Source organism: Streptomyces sp. a15, assembly GCF_059026085.1.
This window is the reverse complement of the sequence record NZ_JBWLKM010000070.1, coordinates 13727-30237: the sequence shown is the minus strand read 5'-3', so window position 1 is coordinate 30237 and position 16511 is coordinate 13727. Positions and strand designations below refer to the sequence as shown.

The 16511-nt window shown below is 69.8% G+C and carries 16 protein-coding genes and 1 tRNA gene; 12 read left to right on the top strand and 5 right to left on the bottom strand.

Translation table 11 applies throughout. The features are described 5' to 3' along the window. Positions 1-21 precede the first annotated feature (21 nt). Complete coding sequence (locus AC5P09_RS40280) at positions 22-903, top strand: DUF4429 domain-containing protein (protein WP_493878661.1); 882 nt, start codon at positions 22-24, stop codon at positions 901-903. Positions 904-975: 72 nt separating this feature from the next. Here AC5P09_RS40280 and AC5P09_RS40275 read toward each other — a convergent pair whose 3' ends face one another. Beyond that, the gene (locus AC5P09_RS40275) at positions 976-2535 is read right to left on the bottom strand and encodes a purple acid phosphatase family protein (RefSeq protein ID WP_493878660.1); all 1560 of its coding nucleotides are present in this window, start codon (positions 2533-2535) and stop codon (positions 976-978) included. A 186-nt stretch (positions 2536-2721) separates the two neighbouring features. Between AC5P09_RS40275 and AC5P09_RS40270 the strand changes: the two genes are divergently transcribed. Both AC5P09_RS40270 and glmS read left to right on the top strand, forming a co-directional pair. Further along, the gene (locus AC5P09_RS40270) at positions 2722-2979 is read left to right on the top strand and encodes a hypothetical protein (RefSeq protein ID WP_266439235.1); all 258 of its coding nucleotides are present in this window, start codon (positions 2722-2724) and stop codon (positions 2977-2979) included. Between the two features lie 13 nt (positions 2980-2992). Next, complete coding sequence (gene glmS / locus AC5P09_RS40265; protein WP_493878659.1) at positions 2993-4810, top strand: glutamine--fructose-6-phosphate transaminase (isomerizing); 1818 nt, start codon at positions 2993-2995, stop codon at positions 4808-4810. Positions 4811-4956: 146 nt separating this feature from the next. Here glmS and AC5P09_RS40260 read toward each other — a convergent pair whose 3' ends face one another. Both AC5P09_RS40260 and AC5P09_RS40255 read right to left on the bottom strand, forming a co-directional pair. Next, positions 4957-5520 (bottom strand): GPR1/FUN34/YaaH family transporter, encoded by a 564-nt coding sequence (locus AC5P09_RS40260; RefSeq protein ID WP_493878658.1) that lies wholly within the window; start codon positions 5518-5520, stop codon positions 4957-4959. Positions 5521-5670: 150 nt separating this feature from the next. After that, positions 5671-6198 carry a universal stress protein gene (locus AC5P09_RS40255; RefSeq protein ID WP_493878657.1) on the bottom strand — a complete coding sequence of 176 codons (528 nt, stop codon included), beginning with the start codon at positions 6196-6198 and terminating at the stop codon, positions 5671-5673. A 320-nt stretch (positions 6199-6518) separates the two neighbouring features. Here AC5P09_RS40255 and AC5P09_RS40250 point away from each other — a divergent pair, with 320 nt between their 5' ends. From AC5P09_RS40250 to AC5P09_RS40235, 4 genes are all read left to right on the top strand, one after another. After that, complete coding sequence (locus AC5P09_RS40250; protein WP_493878656.1) at positions 6519-6824, top strand: hypothetical protein; 306 nt, start codon at positions 6519-6521, stop codon at positions 6822-6824. Between the two features lie 387 nt (positions 6825-7211). Further along, complete coding sequence (locus AC5P09_RS40245) at positions 7212-8477, top strand: GlxA family transcriptional regulator (RefSeq protein ID WP_493878655.1); 1266 nt, start codon at positions 7212-7214, stop codon at positions 8475-8477. Between the two features lie 225 nt (positions 8478-8702). Next, entirely contained in the window at positions 8703-9305 is a 603-nt protein-coding gene (gene orn, locus AC5P09_RS40240) for an oligoribonuclease (RefSeq protein ID WP_493878654.1), read from the top strand. Positions 9306-9391: 86 nt separating this feature from the next. Then, a tRNA-His gene (locus tag AC5P09_RS40235) sits at positions 9392-9464 on the top strand. A gap of 32 nt (positions 9465-9496) precedes the next feature. On the opposite strand, the gene AC5P09_RS40230 is transcribed toward AC5P09_RS40235, so the two are convergent. Beyond that, positions 9497-10411 (bottom strand): LysR family transcriptional regulator, encoded by a 915-nt coding sequence (locus AC5P09_RS40230; RefSeq protein ID WP_493878653.1) that lies wholly within the window; start codon positions 10409-10411, stop codon positions 9497-9499. A gap of 172 nt (positions 10412-10583) precedes the next feature. Between AC5P09_RS40230 and AC5P09_RS40225 the strand changes: the two genes are divergently transcribed. From AC5P09_RS40225 to AC5P09_RS40215, 3 genes are all read left to right on the top strand, one after another. Then, positions 10584-11498, top strand: coding sequence for an SDR family oxidoreductase (locus AC5P09_RS40225; RefSeq protein WP_493878652.1), 915 nt, complete (start codon positions 10584-10586; stop codon positions 11496-11498). A gap of 26 nt (positions 11499-11524) precedes the next feature. Beyond that, positions 11525-12040: a GNAT family N-acetyltransferase gene (locus AC5P09_RS40220; protein ID WP_493878651.1), complete on the top strand. Its 516-nt coding sequence runs from the start codon at positions 11525-11527 to the stop codon at positions 12038-12040. 179 nt (positions 12041-12219) lie between these two features. After that, a complete protein-coding gene (locus AC5P09_RS40215; protein ID WP_493878650.1) occupies positions 12220-12495 on the top strand; it encodes a hypothetical protein in 276 nt (91 codons plus the stop codon). Positions 12496-12501: 6 nt separating this feature from the next. Here the strand turns inward: AC5P09_RS40215 and AC5P09_RS40210 are convergent, their stop codons facing one another. Beyond that, a complete protein-coding gene (locus AC5P09_RS40210; RefSeq protein ID WP_493878649.1) occupies positions 12502-13557 on the bottom strand; it encodes a LacI family DNA-binding transcriptional regulator in 1056 nt (351 codons plus the stop codon). Positions 13558-13912: 355 nt separating this feature from the next. Here AC5P09_RS40210 and AC5P09_RS40205 point away from each other — a divergent pair, with 355 nt between their 5' ends. Both AC5P09_RS40205 and AC5P09_RS40200 read left to right on the top strand, forming a co-directional pair. Next, the gene (locus tag AC5P09_RS40205; protein WP_493878648.1) at positions 13913-15241 is read left to right on the top strand and encodes an ABC transporter substrate-binding protein; all 1329 of its coding nucleotides are present in this window, start codon (positions 13913-13915) and stop codon (positions 15239-15241) included. 233 nt (positions 15242-15474) lie between these two features. After that, a complete protein-coding gene (locus AC5P09_RS40200) occupies positions 15475-16500 on the top strand; it encodes a carbohydrate ABC transporter permease (protein ID WP_493878647.1) in 1026 nt (341 codons plus the stop codon). Positions 16501-16511 lie beyond the last annotated feature (11 nt).

Below are 16511 nucleotides of genomic sequence, written 5' to 3'. Positions count from 1 at the left end.
AAGCAGTGAAACAATCCCCTCATGGCGGAAATCCTCCAGAAGGACGGCACTTGGGTCTTCGACGGCGACGCCCTGCGGCTGACGCCGGGAAGAGACAAGAACGTCAGCCTGCTTCGCAAGGCCCTGGGTGAACTCGTCGTCCCACTGGGCGCGTTGGCGAGCGTCTCGTTCGAGCACGGGAAGAAGACCGGACGGCTCAGGCTGCGCCTGCGCGACGGCTCCGACCCGCTGCTGCACGCCACCGGCGGCCGGCTCGCCGAGCCCCACGACCCGTACCAGCTGGTCGTCGAGTCCGACCGGTACGGCGTCGCCGAGTACTTCGTGGACGAGGTCCGGGGCGCCCTGCTCCTGGACCAGGTTCCGGCCGACCCGGTCGACGCCTACCTGCTGCCGGGCCCGGCCGTGCCGCTCTCCGTCTCCGCCGGGGACGGCACCGCGAGCTTCGACGGCGAGCAGATCCGCCTGGAGTGGAACTGGAAGACCGAGGACGCCAAGGCCGCCGCCGGCACCCGCACGCTCGCGCTCACCGACCTCACCGCCGTGGAGTGGCATCCGGCGGCCGGCCTGGAGAACGGCCACCTCCGGTTCACCGTGAAGAACGCCCCGACCAAGGCCCCGCCCAAGTACGACCCCAACTCCGTGGAACTGTGGGGCTTCAAGAAGGACCCGCTGATGGCCCTGGTCGCGGCGGCCGTCCAGGCCCGGCTCCCGCATCCGGCGACCGCCTCCAAGGACGTACGGCCGCCGGAGCCCCAGGCACTCGCCGCGCCCGCGACCGCCGCCGAGGACAGCCACGACGCCCTGCTGCGACGACTGCGCGAGCTCGGCGAGCTGCACCGCACGGGCGTGCTGACGGACGAGGAGTTCACGCTGGCCAAGCAGGCGATCCTCAAGCGGATGTAGTCGTCCGGGAGGTGAGGACCGCCCGTTCGCGGTGCACCCTGCCTTCCGGGCACACACGCCGCACGCACGGCCCTACTTCGCCTTGCGCGCCACCGTGAAGTGGTCCACCTGCTCGCCGGTCTCGGCGATGCCCCGTACCGTCAGCGTGGCGGTGCGGCCCGTGGCGGCCGGGGTGACGTCCACCCGCAGGAAGGAGTAGTCGAGGTAGCGGACCCGGGACCAGGTGACGGTCTCGTCCTGCTTGCCGTCCTTGAGGTTGACGAACGAGGCCACGGACTCCACCTCGTTCTCGTGGCCCTCGTACGACAGGGGGGCGCTGAACGCGTACAGGCTGCGGCCCGCGGCCCCCGCCGTCACGTACACCACACCCTCGGTCTCGGGGTAGGCCGTGCCGCCGATCGGGAGCTTCTTGGTGACCGCGCCCGCCTTGATGACGTCCGTGCGCTCGTACTGGTGGTTGTGGCCGTTGATCACCAGGTCGACGGTGTACTTCTCGAACAGCGGCACCCACTCCTGGCGCACGCCCCCCTCCGAGGCGTGCGAGGTGGAGGTGCAGTAGGCGCAGTGGTGGAAGAAGACGACGACGAAGTCGATGTCCCGCGCGGCGCGGTACTTCTTGAGCTGCGCCTCCAGCCACCTGGTCTGGGTGCCGCCCGAGATGCCGAGGTTGGCCGGGATCTCGAAGGAGATGTCGTTGGCGTCGAGCGAGATGACCGCGGTGTTGCCGTAGACGAAGGAGTAGACGCCCGGGAGGTTCTTCTTGTCGGGCCCGTTGTCCGGCAGGTTCCAGCGGGCTTCTTCGCCGCCGTAGCCGCCCGGCGAGTACCAGGCCTCCATGTCGTGGTTGCCGTAGGCCGGCATCCACGGGACGGACTTGGCGACGGACTCGGTCTGGGCGAGGAACTGGTCCCACACCCGCGAGTCGAAGCCGGTGTCGGCGGTCTTGCCCTGGCCGGCCGGGTCGGCGTACGCGATGTCGCCGGCGTGCAGGTGGAAGGCCGGATTCTGGCCGAGCAGCAGACTGTTGTTGCCCAGCGCGTGATAGCTGACGCCCTCGTCGCCGAAGGCGGTGAAGGTGAACGGCGTCCTGTGGGCCGGGGCGGTGGTGAAGGTGCCGAGGGTGCCGAGCAGGTGCGGCTCGGCCGGGTCGAAGCCGGCGTGGCCGACGCCGTAGTAGTACGTCTTGCCGGGGCGCAGGTTCGTGAGCTTGGCGTGCAGGTAGTACTGGGTGTGGTCGGCGCTCGCGCCCACGCCGGCCGGGGTGTACAGGGTGCGCACCTCGGCCTCGATCTTGCGGGAGAGGTCCCAGGGCCGGGCGCCGATCCGGATGAAGGGCCTCTTCACGGCGACCGGGACCTGCCAGGAGACGGTGATCTCGGTGCGCGGGTCGTTGCCGTAGGCGAGGTGGCGGCCGAAGGGGGCGACGAGGGCGCCGTCGACGGTCTCGGTGCTCGGAGCAGTGGTCGGGGTCGCTGCCTGTGCGGTGGCGCCCGGTACGAACGCGCCGCCGGCGACGGCGCCCAGAGTGACCGCGCCGCCCCTGATCATCGTGCGCCGGGAGAATCTGGCGCGCAGGTATTCGTGCTGCTCGGCCATGCTCATGCGCTCGGCGAGCCGGCCGGGTACTCCCATGCGAGGAATGTCCATGGCGTCTGAAACTCGTCCCCTCAGGCGACGAGTTGCCGGACGCGGGATGGACGGCTCACGAACAGGCACTCATGACAGCTTCAACGTTCCCCCAAAGAGTTCCAACAGGCGCTTGCCCGAAATCGGGCAGCTTTCTTGCGAAAGTGCCGCCGGTACCCCAGGATCTACCGGGTGCACGACGAACTTGTTGATCATCTGACGCGGTCCACGCCCCTCAGCCGGGGCGAGGCACTGCGGGTGGTCCAGGACGTGCTCGCCTACTTCGACGAGACGACCGAGGAGTACGTCCGTCGCCGCCACCGCGAGCTCCAGGCCCAGGGCCTGGTGAACGCGGAGATCTTCGGACGGATCGAGGCGGACCTGAAATACCGGGCGGTGGCACCACCGGAGCTCTCGCTCCGACAGCTGCGCCGCATGGTCTACGGCTAAGGGACACATCTGTATGTGCGGAATCGTCGGATACATCGGGAAGCGTGACGTCGCGCCCCTCCTCTTGGAGGGCCTGCAGCGCCTGGAGTACCGCGGCTACGACTCGGCGGGCATCGCCGTCACCTCCCCGAAGGCGGCCGGCCTCAAGACGGTCAAGGCCAAGGGCCGGGTCCGTGACCTGGAGGCCAAGGTCCCCGCCCGCTTCAAGGGCACGACCGGCATCGCCCACACCCGCTGGGCCACCCACGGCGCCCCCTCCGACGTGAACGCCCACCCGCACCTGGACGCCGAGGGCAGGGTCGCCGTCGTCCACAACGGCATCATCGACAACGCCTCCGACCTGCGCCGCAAGCTGGAGGCGGACGGCGTCGAGTTCCTCTCCGAGACCGACACCGAGGTCCTCGTCCACCTGATCGCCCGCTCGCAGGCCGAGAAGCTGGAGGACAAGGTCCGCGACACCCTGCGGGTCATCGAGGGCACGTACGGCATCGCCGTGCTGCACGCCGACTTCCCCGACCGGATCGTGGTCGCCCGCAACGGCTCCCCGGTCGTCCTCGGTATCGGCGAGAAGGAGATGTTCGTCGCCTCGGACATCGCCGCCCTGGTCGCCCACACGCGGCAGATCGTCACCCTCGACGACGGCGAGATGGCCACCCTCAAGGCCGACGACTTCCGTACGTACACCACCGAGGGCACCCGCACGACCGCCGAGCCGACCACCGTGGAGTGGGAGGCCGCGTCGTACGACATGGGCGGCCACGACACCTACATGCACAAGGAGATCCACGAGCAGGCCGACGCCGTGGACCGCGTGCTGCGCGGCCGCATCGACGACCGTTTCTCCACCGTGCACCTCGGCGGCCTGAACCTGGACGCCCGCGCGGCGCGCCAGATCCGCCGCGTCAAGATCCTCGGCTGCGGCACCTCGTACCACGCCGGCATGATCGGCGCCCAGATGATCGAGGAGCTGGCCCGGATTCCGGCGGACGCCGAGCCGGCTTCGGAATTCCGCTACCGCAACGCCGTGGTCGACCCCGACACCCTGTACATCGCCGTCTCCCAGTCCGGTGAGACCTACGACGTGCTGGCGGCCGTCCAGGAGCTGAAGCGCAAGGGCGCGCGGGTCCTCGGCGTGGTGAACGTGGTCGGCTCGGCGATCGCCCGCGAGGCGGACGGCGGCGTCTACGTGCACGCGGGCCCCGAGGTCTGCGTGGTCTCGACGAAGTGCTTCACCAACACCACGGTCGCCTTCGCGCTCCTCGCCCTGCACCTGGGCCGCACCCGTGACCTCTCCGTCCGGGACGGCAAGCGGATCATCGAGGGCCTGCGCAGGCTGCCCGCGCAGATCTCCGAGATGCTGGAGCAGGAGGACGAGATCAAGAAGCTGGCCGCGGAGTACGCCGAGGCCCGCTCGATGCTCTTCATCGGCCGCGTCCGGGGCTACCCGGTGGCCCGTGAGGCCTCCCTGAAGCTCAAGGAGGTCTCCTACATCCACGCCGAGGCCTACCCGGCCTCCGAGCTCAAGCACGGCCCGCTGGCCCTGATCGAGCCGGCCCTCCCCACGGTCGCGATCGTCCCCGACGACGACCTCCTGGAGAAGAACCGCGCCGCCCTGGAAGAGATCAAGGCCCGCAGCGGCAAGATCCTCGCGGTCGCCCACCAACACCAGGAGAAGGCCGACCAGACGATCATCGTCCCCAAGAACGAGGACGAGTTGGACCCGATCCTGATGGGCATCCCCCTCCAACTCCTCGCGTACCACACGGCCTTGGCGCTGGGCAGGGACATCGACAAGCCGAGGAATCTCGCCAAGTCAGTAACGGTGGAATAAGAGGCTTTAGGGGCGCGAGGAACTGCGCGACCAGCCCCCACACACCCGCAGAGGCCGAACAAGAGAACGGACCCCCACGTGTTGCCACCAAAACACGGGGGGTCCGTTCTCATCGCCGGGGGCCGCCCAACCCCCAGCCGGCGCAGCTAACCGGTGACCGTCACGCCCCGGCGAGCAGCACGTCGCGGAACAGCCGTCGGCCAGTGAGCGAGGGCCGCGGTAGCCGCGTACCAGGCCACCGCCCCCGCCGCCACGGCGAACCAGCCCCCGACCTTGGCAAGGCTCCCGTTGTCGGCGAAGTTCGCGACGGCGAGCAGCACCAACGACACGACGAACAACCCGTAGGTGCCCTTGGCGAGTTGGTCGCCCGCAGCGACCGTGAGAGACAGCGCCACGAGGGCGAAGAGCAGCAGGAACAGTCCCGCCGCGTTGGCGGACACCTGGTTGTCGGCGGAAACCGCCCACGTGAACCAGAGCGCGCCGAGCGCCGAGAACGCCGTACCACCGACGGATTCACCGTCGCGGAAGGCCATGAGTCCGGCGACGAAGAGGGCGACTCCGCCCACGTACTGGGCAATTGACACGGCGTCGGCCGCCGTCACGCCGTCGATCACCTCGGTGTACCCGAGGCCCACGGCCAACAGGGTGATGCCGAGAGCGAGTCGGCCGACGATCGTAGTGGTGCTTCCCGCGGAGACGTCATTGTCCACGGCGGGCTCCCTTCATGCATGTGCGGTTGTGCGGTGAGCGTTATATGCCCTTCACAAGGGCACAAACACCTCTACGCGCCAGTAGATTTACGCACTGCACAAGGGAGTTCGGCCGTTCCCACGGCACATCTCACCTGGGAGAACGACGGGTTACGGAATGACAACGACGGGCCGCTTCGCCCGCTTGGCGAGCCGCCCGGCGACGGAGCCGAAGATGCGTCCGACGATGCCGTGGGTGGAGCCGACGACGATCGCGTCCGCCTCGTACTCACGCCCGACCTCTTCGAGTTCGTGGCAGATGTCTCCGCCGCGCTCGACGAGGATCCAGGGCACCTCCGCGAGGTACTCCGCACAGGCGAGCTCGAGGCCGAGCACCTCGGTGCGGTGGTCCGGCACGTCGACGAAGACCGGTGGCTCGCAGCCCGCCCACACGGTGGTGGGCAGCCGGTTGGCGACGTGGACGATGATCAGGCCCGACCCGGAGCGACTTGCCATACCGATGGCATACGCGAGGGCGCGCTCACTGGACATGGAGCCGTCGAAGCCCACCACGACGCCGTGCTTGAAGGCGGGGTCGCAGGATTGGCGTGGCTCTTCCGCCGCCAGGGGCTCGGCCGCCGTGGGGTCGGCGACAGGCCGCTTGCGGTCCGCTGGTTCGAAGAATTCGTGACCGGCCATGGCTGTCTCGGCGTTGTGATCCTTTTATGGGTGGGCCGACAGTATGCGGCGGAGTCTGTGTCCGGGAATCATCTTCCCAACCCCATACCCCCAAGGGTACGGCGGCACTCCTCCTTAGCCCAGTTCGCGCCCCCGGTGCGTGGGGGTTCCAGGGAGCATGCACGAGGGTGCGCCCGTAACGCAATGGTTGCTGCGTTGTACAGGCGGTTCGCACAGGGTTCACGTACCGGCCGGCCTGTCCCGGCGCAAAACCGGCCGCACAGTGACCGACGGATCGAACAGGCGTTGAACCCCCTGAGCCACGTCACAGGGAGTACGCCATGTCCGGACCGCAGCCCCCCGCCCGGGACTCCTCCACCGACGTCGTCCGCTGGGCGGTCTTCAGCTGCGTCCTGGTCCCCGTGGTGCTCCTCTGGTACGGCTCCTCCCTCGCCGGCGCCGCAGGCACAGCCCTCGGTCTGGCCGCCGTCACCACGGTCTGCCGTATTCTCCTGCGCCAGTCGGAGCGCGGCGCGGCCCGCCTGCTCGCCGAGGAGCGCTCCCCGCATCGCGGAGGCCGTCACAGGACCGGATCGGGGACACACAGAGGCGGACGTCACAGTGGGGGAAATACACCGGTCGGCTGACCGGTTTCCGCGCACGCGCCCGACTCTTTTCAGCCAACTTCCGGCCACCGCGCATCCCTTGCCCCGACCACCCCCCAACCCCCGTTCCACCTGCACGGAAAGGGCCTGGGGCACCCTGCGCACCCTACGTGGATTGGCCACTGCGACAAGGCGCACTTCCCTGCACGCCCCACGAGTGCAACGCTTCGTGATCGAATGCTTCACGCCAAGTTGCCAAGTCGACAATCTGCCGGATGACGAACTGGTCTCCCCGGCACCACGGGACGCAGTAGATTCGATCTTGACTGTCTTACGGCGGGGGACTCGTGCAGGACCGAGGGGAAACGTGTTGGAGCGACAGACCCGAAAGGTTAAGGGTGCCGCGACCACCGAGGGGGGCTTAGCAGGATGAGCCACGACTCCACTGCCGCGCCGGAAGCCGCAGCCCGGAAACTTTCCGGGCGACGCCGCAAGGAGATCGTCGCGGTGCTGCTGTTCAGCGGCGGCCCCATCTTCGAGAGTTCCATACCGCTCTCGGTGTTCGGCATCGACCGCCAGGACGCCGGCGTGCCGCGCTACCGACTGCTGGTGTGCGGCGGTGAGGAAGGCCCACTGCGGACCACAGGGGGCTTGGAACTCACCGCACCGCATGGCCTGGAGGCGATCTCCCGGGCGGGCACCGTCGTCGTGCCGGCCTGGCGTTCGATCACCTCCCCGCCACCGGATGACGCGCTCGACGCACTGCGCCGGGCGCACGAGGAGGGCGCCCGCATCGTGGGCCTGTGCACCGGCGCCTTCGTGCTGGCGGCGGCGGGCCTGCTGGACGGCCGCCCGGCCACCACCCACTGGATGTACGCACCGACGCTCGCCAAGCGCTATCCGTCGGTGCATGTCGACCCGCGTGAGCTGTTCGTGGACGACGGCGATGTGCTGACGTCCGCGGGTACGGCGGCCGGAATCGACCTCTGTCTGCACATCGTGCGGACGGACCACGGCAACGAGGCCGCCGGTGCGCTGGCCCGACGCCTGGTGGTCCCCCCGCGCCGGAGCGGCGGTCAGGAGCGCTACCTCGATCGATCTTTACCAGAGGAGATCGGCGCCGACCCGCTCGCCGAGGTCGTCGCCTGGGCGCTGGAGCACCTGCACGAGCAGTTCGACGTGGAGACACTGGCCGCGCGCGCGTACATGAGCCGGCGTACGTTCGACCGCCGGTTCCGCTCCCTGACGGGCAGCGCGCCGTTGCAGTGGCTGATCACCCAGCGGGTGCTTCAGGCACAGCGTCTGCTGGAGACGTCGGACTACTCGGTGGACGAGGTCGCGGGTCGCTGCGGCTTCCGCTCGCCGGTGGCGCTGCGCGGGCACTTCCGTCGTCAGCTGGGGTCGTCGCCGGCCGCGTACCGTGCGGCCTATCGGGCGCGGCGGCCGCAGGCCGAGCGGCAGCCGGATCCCGAGAGCGCGGCGGGGCCGCCGAGTGCGCCGTCTTCGCTGCACTCCGAGGGCGGTCCGGTACCGCTCCAGACCCGTCGCACGGCACCGCCGAGTCCGGTCGGGACGTCCGCGTCCCTGTCGTCGGCCTCGGCGTCGGCATCGTCCTCGTCTTCTTCTTCGGACAGCGGGCGCGAGGCGTACGCGGGGAGCCGGGCGAGTCTGCCGGGGCAGCGCAGCGGGATGTGAGGCTCGGGTGGGTGGGGATGGCCGGGGCGGATCTCGCCCCCGCCGCCCCTACCCGTCCCATCCCCCAGGGGCGCTGCCCCTTCGACCCCGTCCCTGGGGGCAAAGGCCGGGGGTCTGGGGGCGGAGCCCCCAGGGACGCGCACCCCAGCGGTCCGCACAGCCCCCCGTAGCGCTCACACCCGCACCGGGGACCACAAAAGCGCACGCCAGCCGTAGGGTGGTCGCATGAACGATCGCATGGTGTGGATCGACTGCGAGATGACCGGCCTCTCGCTGTCCGACGACGCGCTCATCGAGGTGGCCGCCCTCGTCACCGACTCCGAGCTGAACATTCTCGGCGACGGTATCGACATCGTCATCCGTCCGCCGGACCGGGCGCTGGAGACGATGCCGGAGGTGGTGCGTCAGATGCACACCGCGTCCGGACTCCTCACGGAGCTGTCCGGCGGCACGACGCTCGCGGACGCCGAGGCGCAGGTCCTGGCGTACGTACGGGAGCACGTGAAGGAAACGGGCAAGGCCCCGCTGTGCGGCAACTCGGTCGGCACGGACCGCGGCTTCCTGCTGAGGGACATGCCGACCCTCGAGGAGTACCTCCACTACCGGATCGTCGACGTGTCCAGCATCAAGGAGCTGGCCCGCCGCTGGTACCCGCGCGCCTACTTCAACAGCCCGAAGAAGAACGGCAACCACCGCGCCCTCGCCGACATCCGGGAGTCCATCGCGGAACTGCGCTATTACCGCGAGGCCGTCTTCGTACCGCAGCCCGGACCCGACTCGGACACCGCGAAGACCATCGCCGCGAAGTACGTCCTGCCTGCGGAGTAGGCTCCGACGAAAGCCGGGCGCGAGCACCCCTCCCGACCCTGTACACTTTTTCTCGGCCGGTCGGAGCAATCCGAACAGCCGACATGGTGGGTGTAGCTCAGCTGGTAGAGCACCTGGTTGTGGTCCAGGATGCCGCGGGTTCAAGTCCCGTCACTCACCCTGATACTCAGCCGGTGACCTTGGAGACAAGGTCACCGGCTGACGTCGTTTCCGGCGCCGCCCGCGAGATGCGTCCGGGCCGACCTCCGGAAGGACGCGAGCAGGCGGCCGCGGTCATCGGCACGGCTCGCGAGCACGACGCGGCTCGGCTCGACGCCGTGCAGCGGGATCGCGGCGAGGTCCGGGCGCGGGCGGCCCGCGCCCGCGGCCGTGATCGCCACGGCCCGGCCGGAGGCGATGAGCTCGAACTTGTCCTCCAGGTCCCCCATGACGGGCCCGTCGGGCGCCGGCCTTCCGTCGGGCCGGGGGTCGATGCGCCAGAAGGCGCTCCAGGCCGGGTCGGCGTCGGGCAGCCGGGGCATGGGTTCGTCGGCGATGTCGTCAAGGATGACGGACTCCTTGCCGGCCAGGCGGTGGTCGAGCGGGACCAGCAGGACCCGGGGCTCGTCGTAGAGGATCGTCACGTCCAGGCGGTCGGTGGGGAACGGCAGCCGGGTCACCACCGCGTCCACCTCGTGGTCGAGCAGGGCCGCGCGCGCCTTGCCCGGGACCAGGTGCCGGGCCTGTACGTCGACGTCCGGGTGCCGGCGCCGCAGGTCGCGCACCGCCGGGGTGACGATGATGCCCGACGTGTAGCCGATGGTGATCCGGTGCGGCTCGGCGGCGGCACGGGTCTGCGCGGCGGCCTGGGCGGCCGAGCGCAGCAACGCCTTCGCACGGGGCAGGAAGACCTCCCCCGCCTCGGTGAGCCGGCTGCCCTGCGGGGTGCGGTCGAGGAGCCGGGAGCCCAACTGCTCTTCCAGACGCCGGATCTGACGGCTCAACGACGGTTGGGTGGTGTGCAGGGTCTCGGCGGCCCGGCCGAAGTGCAGGTGCTCGGCGACGACCGTGAAGTAGCGCACCAGGCGGAGGTCGAGGTCCGGTGCGGGGAGCGAGTCGGGCGGCATACGCGAAGCGTACTGCGCAGAGACCACCCGGACGCCCTTCAGATGCACTCTGGCCTGCTGTGATGCCTGAATCGCATTGCCTCATGCGGAACAGGCTTTGGACGCGGTCCGCCGCTCCCGCTGACGATGAGATCACCGCCCAGTTCCTCTCCTCCTCAGCGAAGGAAGCACCATGCGTGTATTCGTCACCGGCGCCACCGGGTTCATCGGTTCCGCCTTCGTCCGTGAACTCCTCGACGCCGGACACCAGGTCGTCGGCCTCGCCCGCTCGGACCGGGCCGCCGAAGCGCTGAAGGCCGTCGGGGCCAAGGCGCATCGGGGCGCGCTCGACGATCTCGACAGCCTGACCCGCGGCGCGGCCGCGGCCGACGGCGTCGTCCATCTGGCCTTCATCCACGACTTCTCGGACTTCGCCGCCTCCTGCGCGGCCGACCGGCGGGCCATCGAGACGATCGGGGCGGCGCTCGAGGGCTCCGGCAAGCCCTTCGTGATCACCTCGGGCACGTCAGGGGGCAGGCCGGGAGTCGTCTGCACGGAGGAGGACACCGGCGACCCGGAGTCGTTCTCGGCGGTCCGGCTTCAGTCGGAGACCACGGCCCTCGCGTTGGCGGACCGCGGGATACGCGTATCGGTCGTCCGGCTGCCCCCGACGGTGCACGGCCGGGGCGACGACCACGGCTTCGTATCTCAACTGATCGGTATCGCCCGCGCCAAGGGCGTCGCCGCCTACATCGGCGACGGCGCCAACCGCTGGCCCGCGGTGCACCGACTCGACGCGGCACGGATGTTCCGGCTGGCCCTGGAGGCGGCACCGGCGGGCACGCGACTGCACGGGGTCGCCGAAGAGGGCGTGCCGTTGCGCGAGATCGCCGATGTCATCGGGCGCCGGCTGGACGTGCCGGTGGCCGGTGTGTCCCGGGAGGAGGCGGAGGCCCACTTCGGCTGGCTCACCCTCGTCGTGCCCCTCGACGTCCCGGCGTCCAGCACGCTGACCCGAAAGCTGCTGGACTGGCGGCCCGTGGAGGCCGGGCTCCTCGCGGATCTGGAGGAGGGGCACTACTTCGACGCCCCCGCGGACACGGCGTGAAGCGCGTGCGCTCTTAGGCTGGGCCGATGACCGAGCCCCTCGTGTTGGCCGAGCCTCTCGCCACACCGCGCCTGGACCTCCTTCCCCTGCGCGTCGAGCACGCCGAGGAGATGGCCGCCGTACTGTCCGACCCGTCCCTGCATGCCTTCATCGGCGGTGCGCCCGACTCCCCCGGCGCCCTGCGGGCCCGCTACGAGCGGCTGGTCGCCGGGGCGCCCGAGCCGGGCGTCTCCTGGTGCAACTGGGTGCTGTGGCCGCGCGAGGACGCCCGTCTCGTCGGCACCGTCCAGGCCACGGTCACCGGACGGCACACCGCGGAGATCGCCTGGGTGGTCGGCACGCCCTGGCAGGGTCGCGGGTTCGCCTCGGAGGCGGCTCGGGCGCTCGTGGAGTGGCTCGGGCGGGTGCTCGTACGGACGGTCGTCGCCCACATCCACCCCGACCACCTCGCGTCGGCGGCGGTCGCCGCGGCGGCCGGGCTGGCGCCGACCGAGGAGGAACAGGACGGCGAGCGGCGGTGGCGGTTGCTCATGGGCGACTGACGGCTGACGGCTGACGGCTGACGGCTGACGGCTGAAACCGCGCGTCGTCCGTTCGACGACCGCGTGTTGAACAGCCGCCCCTCGACGGCCCGACGCGACGGTCCAACGCGGCGGTCCGATCGGGACCGTAGGGGCGTATTGTCGCCTTGTGAGCCATTCGTGAGGTTGGGAGGCTCGTCATGCGGTCGCGGCGGATTCCCCGGTGGCGGCTGCTGACGTGGGTGATCCTCGCGTTCAACCTGGGGATGCTGCTGTGGCTCGTGGTCGCTCTGGACGCGGCGGGCGAGGGCGGCGAGAGGTGCGGCGGCGAGCTGTGCCGGGACGCGGTCGACCTGGGCTCCTCCACCGCCGCCTGGCTGGTGATCTTCTTCTGGCTGGCCGGCGTCGTACTGCTGGGCGTCGCCTGGTTCCTCACGCACCGCACCGAGGAGCCGCACGGACGGCACCGACGGTGATCGCGGTCAGGACGACCGCCGCGCCACCAGCTCCGTCGCCAGGACCACCTGTCTGCGCTCCAGTTCCCGGGTGACCGCGGGGCGGCGGTCCGCGATCTCCGTCAGGAGCAGGTCGATCATCCTGCGGCCCATCTCCTCGATGGGCTGGCGGACGCTCGTCAGGGGCGGGTCCATGTGGCGGGCGATGGCCGAGTCGTCGTAGCCGACCAGCGCCACCTCGTCGGGGATACGGCGGCCCTCCTCGCGCAGGACCTGACGGGCGCCGGCCGCCATCACGTCCGAGCCCGCGAAGACCGCGTCCAGGTCGGGGCGGCGGGCCAGCAGCTCGGTCATCGCGCGCCGACCGCCCTCCTCGGTGAAGTCGCCCGGCTGGATCAGCTGCTCGTCCAGCTCGTGGCCCGCGCCGAGCAGGGCGTCGCGGTAGCCGTCGACGCGGCGCTGGGCACCGTACACGTCGAGGCGGCCGGTGATGTGGGCGACCGCCCGGCAGCCGCGGGCCAGCAGATGCTCGACGGCGGAGCGGGCGCCTCCGTAGTTGTCGGAGTCGACCGAGGGGAGGGTCTCCGCGGCCGATCTCGGGCCGCTGATCACGGCCGGTATCTCCAGCTGGGAGAGCAGGTCGGGCAGCGGGTCGTCGGCGTGCACGGAGACCAGCAGGACCCCGTCGACCCGGTGTGCGGCGAGGTACTGGGCGAGGCGGGCCCGCTCCCGGTCGTTGCCCGCGAAGATCAGCAGCAGCTGCATCTGCGTGTCGGACAGCTCGGCGCCGACGCCCTTGAGCATGTCGGAGAAGTACGGCTCGGCGAAGAAGCGGGTCTCCGGCTCGGGGACGACGAGGGCGATCGCGTCGGTGCGGTTGGCGGCGAGGGCACGCGCGGCCGTGTTGGGGACGTAGCCGAGCTCGGCGACCGCCGCCTCCACCGCGGCGCGGGTGGCGTCGCTGACCCGGGGCGAGCCGTTGATCACCCGGGAGACCGTGCCGCGGCCGACGCCGGCACGGGCTGCCACTTCCTCGAGGGTGGGCCGGCCACCGCTCCGGCTCCGCGCTCCGTGGCTTGCCATGGGCTTCGCCCTCCCGTCGACCCTTGCGTTGGCCTGGAATCTAACAGTCATCGTCGGAGGGGAGCCCGCACCTGGTCGGCTCCCGGGTTTCCGCAGGAAGTCGCCCGGGGTGGCCGAAACCTGATCCCCGGGTTCCAGTTAACAGCCCGATAACTGAACGCATCTCTCCGCCCCCAGTCCCTTGACACCCCCGCTCGGACCGACGACGCTTCAACACATCACCGGTGGGAGCGCTCCCACGGTACCTGACACATACACATCCCGCACGTTCCCCGCCCGAGCCGCAGCTAGAACTAACGGGCCCAACAACGCAGTTGGCCGGGGGGTCGGCACGTCAGGGCAACAGGAGGACGCAATGCGAGCACGTACCCGAATCGCCCGCAAGACGATGGTCCTCGCGGCCGTCGCCACGCTGGGCTCCGGGCTGCTGGCCGGCTGTGCCGACGACGGAGACGGCGGCGGCGACGGCTCGTCTTCGGGCGAAGGCGGCGGCGGCAAGACCACGATCACTCTGGGGCTCTTCGGCACTCAGGGCTTCAAGGAAGCCGGCCTCTACGCCGAGTACGAGAAGCTGAACCCGAAGATCAAGATCGCCGAGAACGTCGTGGAGCGGAACGAGAACTACTATCCCGCTCTCGTCAACCACCTGACCACGAACAGTGGTCTGCAGGACATCCAGGCCGTCGAGGTCGGCAACATCGCCGAGGTCGTGAACACCCAGGCCGCGAAGCTGATGGACCTGTCCAAGGTGTCGGGCGTCCAGTCGAGCAACTGGCTGGACTGGAAGTGGAAGCAGGCCACCACCAAGGACGGCCAGACCATCGGTCTGGGCACCGACGTCGGACCGATGGCCATCTGCTACCGCAAGGACCTGTTCGAGCAGGCCGGTCTGCCCTCCGAGCGCGAGGAAGTCGGCAAGCTGTGGGCGGGCAGCTGGGAGAAGTTCGTCGAGGTGGGCAAGACCTACCAGGGGAAGGCGCCCGAGGGCACCACCTTCCTGGACTCCCCCGGCGGTCTGCTGAACGCGATCGTCAGCGGTGAGAGCGAGAAGTACTACGACGCCTCCGGCGAGGTCATCTACAAGACCAACCCGGCCATCAAGAAGGCCTTCGACCTGACCGCGCAGGCCGCCGAGGACGGGCTGATCGGCAACCAGACGCAGTTCCAGCCCGCCTGGGACACGACGATCGCCAACAGCAAGTTCGCCGCGATGTCCTGCCCGCCGTGGATGCTCGGCTACATCAAGGGCAAGTCGAAGCCCGAGGCGGCCGGCAAGTGGGACGTGGCCACCTCGCCCAAGCCCGGCAACTGGGGCGGCACCTTCCTCGCCGTGCCGAAGTCCGGCAAGAACACCGAGGAGGCGGCGAAGCTCGCCGCGTGGCTGACCGCGCCCGAGCAGCAGGCCAAGCTGTTCGCCAAGCAGGGCAGCTTCCCGAGCGCCCCGGCCGCCTACGACCTGCCGCAGGTCACCGGTGCGAAGAACACCATGACCGGTGACGCCCCGATCGGCACGATCTTCGCCGGGGCCGCCAAGCAGATCCCGGCCCAGGTGATCGGCCCGAAGGACCAGATCATCCAGCAGGGTCTGACCGACAACGGCGTCATCTTGGTGACCCAGGGCAAGTCTCCTGCGGAGGCTTGGGCCAACGCCACCAAGACGATCGACAACAACCTGGAGAATTGAACCCTCCCCCAGCCGGAGCAAGGGGATTCCTGGCTCACGCTGCTCGGCCGCTCAGCAAGCGATCGAGTCCTACGCGATCAACGCCAGCCGGGTTGGAACCAGCCCGGTCTACAACGACACCAAGGATCCAGTCCCATGCTTGGTTCTCGCAACGCATCAAGCACCGTTCACCCGATCGTGTGGACGGCAACCGGCCTCACGCCTGAAGGCCGTCGCCTCCTCGGAGACATCAGGTGACCGGAACCTCGCCCAGGCACGCCACCGTCGCCGCGCCCCCCGACAAGGAGGGGGGCGCGGCCCCGGGCCGCCCGCCCGCCGACGCCGTGCCCGAGGTGGACAAGCGCCGCCGGGCCCGGCTCTCCCGCCGCTGGCAGCGGGACATGCGCTGGAGCCCGTACGCGTTCGTCTCGCCCTTCTTCCTGCTCTTCCTCGCGTTCGGCCTGTTCCCGCTGATCTACACCGGCTGGGCCTCGCTGCACACGGTGGAGATGACCGCGCCCACCGACATGGAGTGGGCGGGCCTGCGCAACTACACCCGGATCTTCGACGACGACTTCTTCTGGAACGCCGCGAAGAACACCCTGACCATCGGCATCATCTCGACGGTCCCGCAGCTGCTGATGGCGATGGGCATCGCCCACATCCTCAACTACAAGCTGCGCGGCTCGACCTTCTACCGGGTCATGATGCTCGCGCCGTACGCGACGTCGATCGCCGCCGCGTCCCTGGTGTTCGTGCTGCTCTTCGGCCGCGACTACGGCATGATCAACTGGGCGCTGAACGCCGTCGGCTTCGACAACATCGACTGGCAGAACGACAAGTGGGCCTCCCAGTTCGCCGTCTCGTCGATCGTGATCTGGCGTTGGACCGGCTACAACGCGCTGATCTACCTGGCCGCGATGCAGGCGATACCGCAGGACCTGTACGAGTCGGCGGCCCTGGACGGGGCCAACCGCTGGCAGCAGTTCATCCACGTCACCCTGCCGTCGCTGCGCCCGACCATCCTGTTCACCGTGGTCGTGTCGACCATCGGCGCCTCCCAGCTCTTCGGCGAGCCGCTGCTGTTCGACGCGAACAAGGGCACCTCCGGCGGTTCCCAGCACCAGTTCCAGACGCTCGGCCTCTACCTGTACGAGCAGGGCTGGGTCAACCAGCACCTGGGCCGCGCCTCGGCGATCGCCTGGACGATGTTCCTCATCCTCATCGTGATCGGGATCATCAACTACGTCATCTCGCGCCGGCTGCGCGCCAGTAGTTAGGAGAACCGGCC

Excerpts from the sequence above, each read along its gene's own strand:
- AC5P09_RS40280 (WP_493878661.1), top strand. The coding sequence starts at position 22 with ATGGCGGAAATCCTCCAGAAGGACGGCACTTGGGTCTTCGACGGCGAC.
- AC5P09_RS40275 (WP_493878660.1), bottom strand. The coding sequence starts at position 2,535 with ATGGGAGTACCCGGCCGGCTCGCCGAGCGCATGAGCATGGCCGAGCAG.
- glmS (WP_493878659.1), top strand. The coding sequence starts at position 2,993 with ATGTGCGGAATCGTCGGATACATCGGGAAGCGTGACGTCGCGCCCCTC.
- AC5P09_RS40255 (WP_493878657.1), bottom strand. The coding sequence starts at position 6,198 with ATGGCCGGTCACGAATTCTTCGAACCAGCGGACCGCAAGCGGCCTGTC.
- AC5P09_RS40250 (WP_493878656.1), top strand. The coding sequence starts at position 6,519 with ATGTCCGGACCGCAGCCCCCCGCCCGGGACTCCTCCACCGACGTCGTC.
- AC5P09_RS40245 (WP_493878655.1), top strand. The coding sequence starts at position 7,212 with ATGAGCCACGACTCCACTGCCGCGCCGGAAGCCGCAGCCCGGAAACTT.
- orn (WP_493878654.1), top strand. The coding sequence starts at position 8,703 with ATGAACGATCGCATGGTGTGGATCGACTGCGAGATGACCGGCCTCTCG.
- AC5P09_RS40230 (WP_493878653.1), bottom strand. The coding sequence starts at position 10,411 with ATGCCGCCCGACTCGCTCCCCGCACCGGACCTCGACCTCCGCCTGGTG.
- AC5P09_RS40225 (WP_493878652.1), top strand. The coding sequence starts at position 10,584 with ATGCGTGTATTCGTCACCGGCGCCACCGGGTTCATCGGTTCCGCCTTC.
- AC5P09_RS40220 (WP_493878651.1), top strand. The coding sequence starts at position 11,525 with ATGACCGAGCCCCTCGTGTTGGCCGAGCCTCTCGCCACACCGCGCCTG.
- AC5P09_RS40215 (WP_493878650.1), top strand. The coding sequence starts at position 12,220 with ATGCGGTCGCGGCGGATTCCCCGGTGGCGGCTGCTGACGTGGGTGATC.
- AC5P09_RS40210 (WP_493878649.1), bottom strand. The coding sequence starts at position 13,557 with ATGGCAAGCCACGGAGCGCGGAGCCGGAGCGGTGGCCGGCCCACCCTC.
- AC5P09_RS40205 (WP_493878648.1), top strand. The coding sequence starts at position 13,913 with ATGCGAGCACGTACCCGAATCGCCCGCAAGACGATGGTCCTCGCGGCC.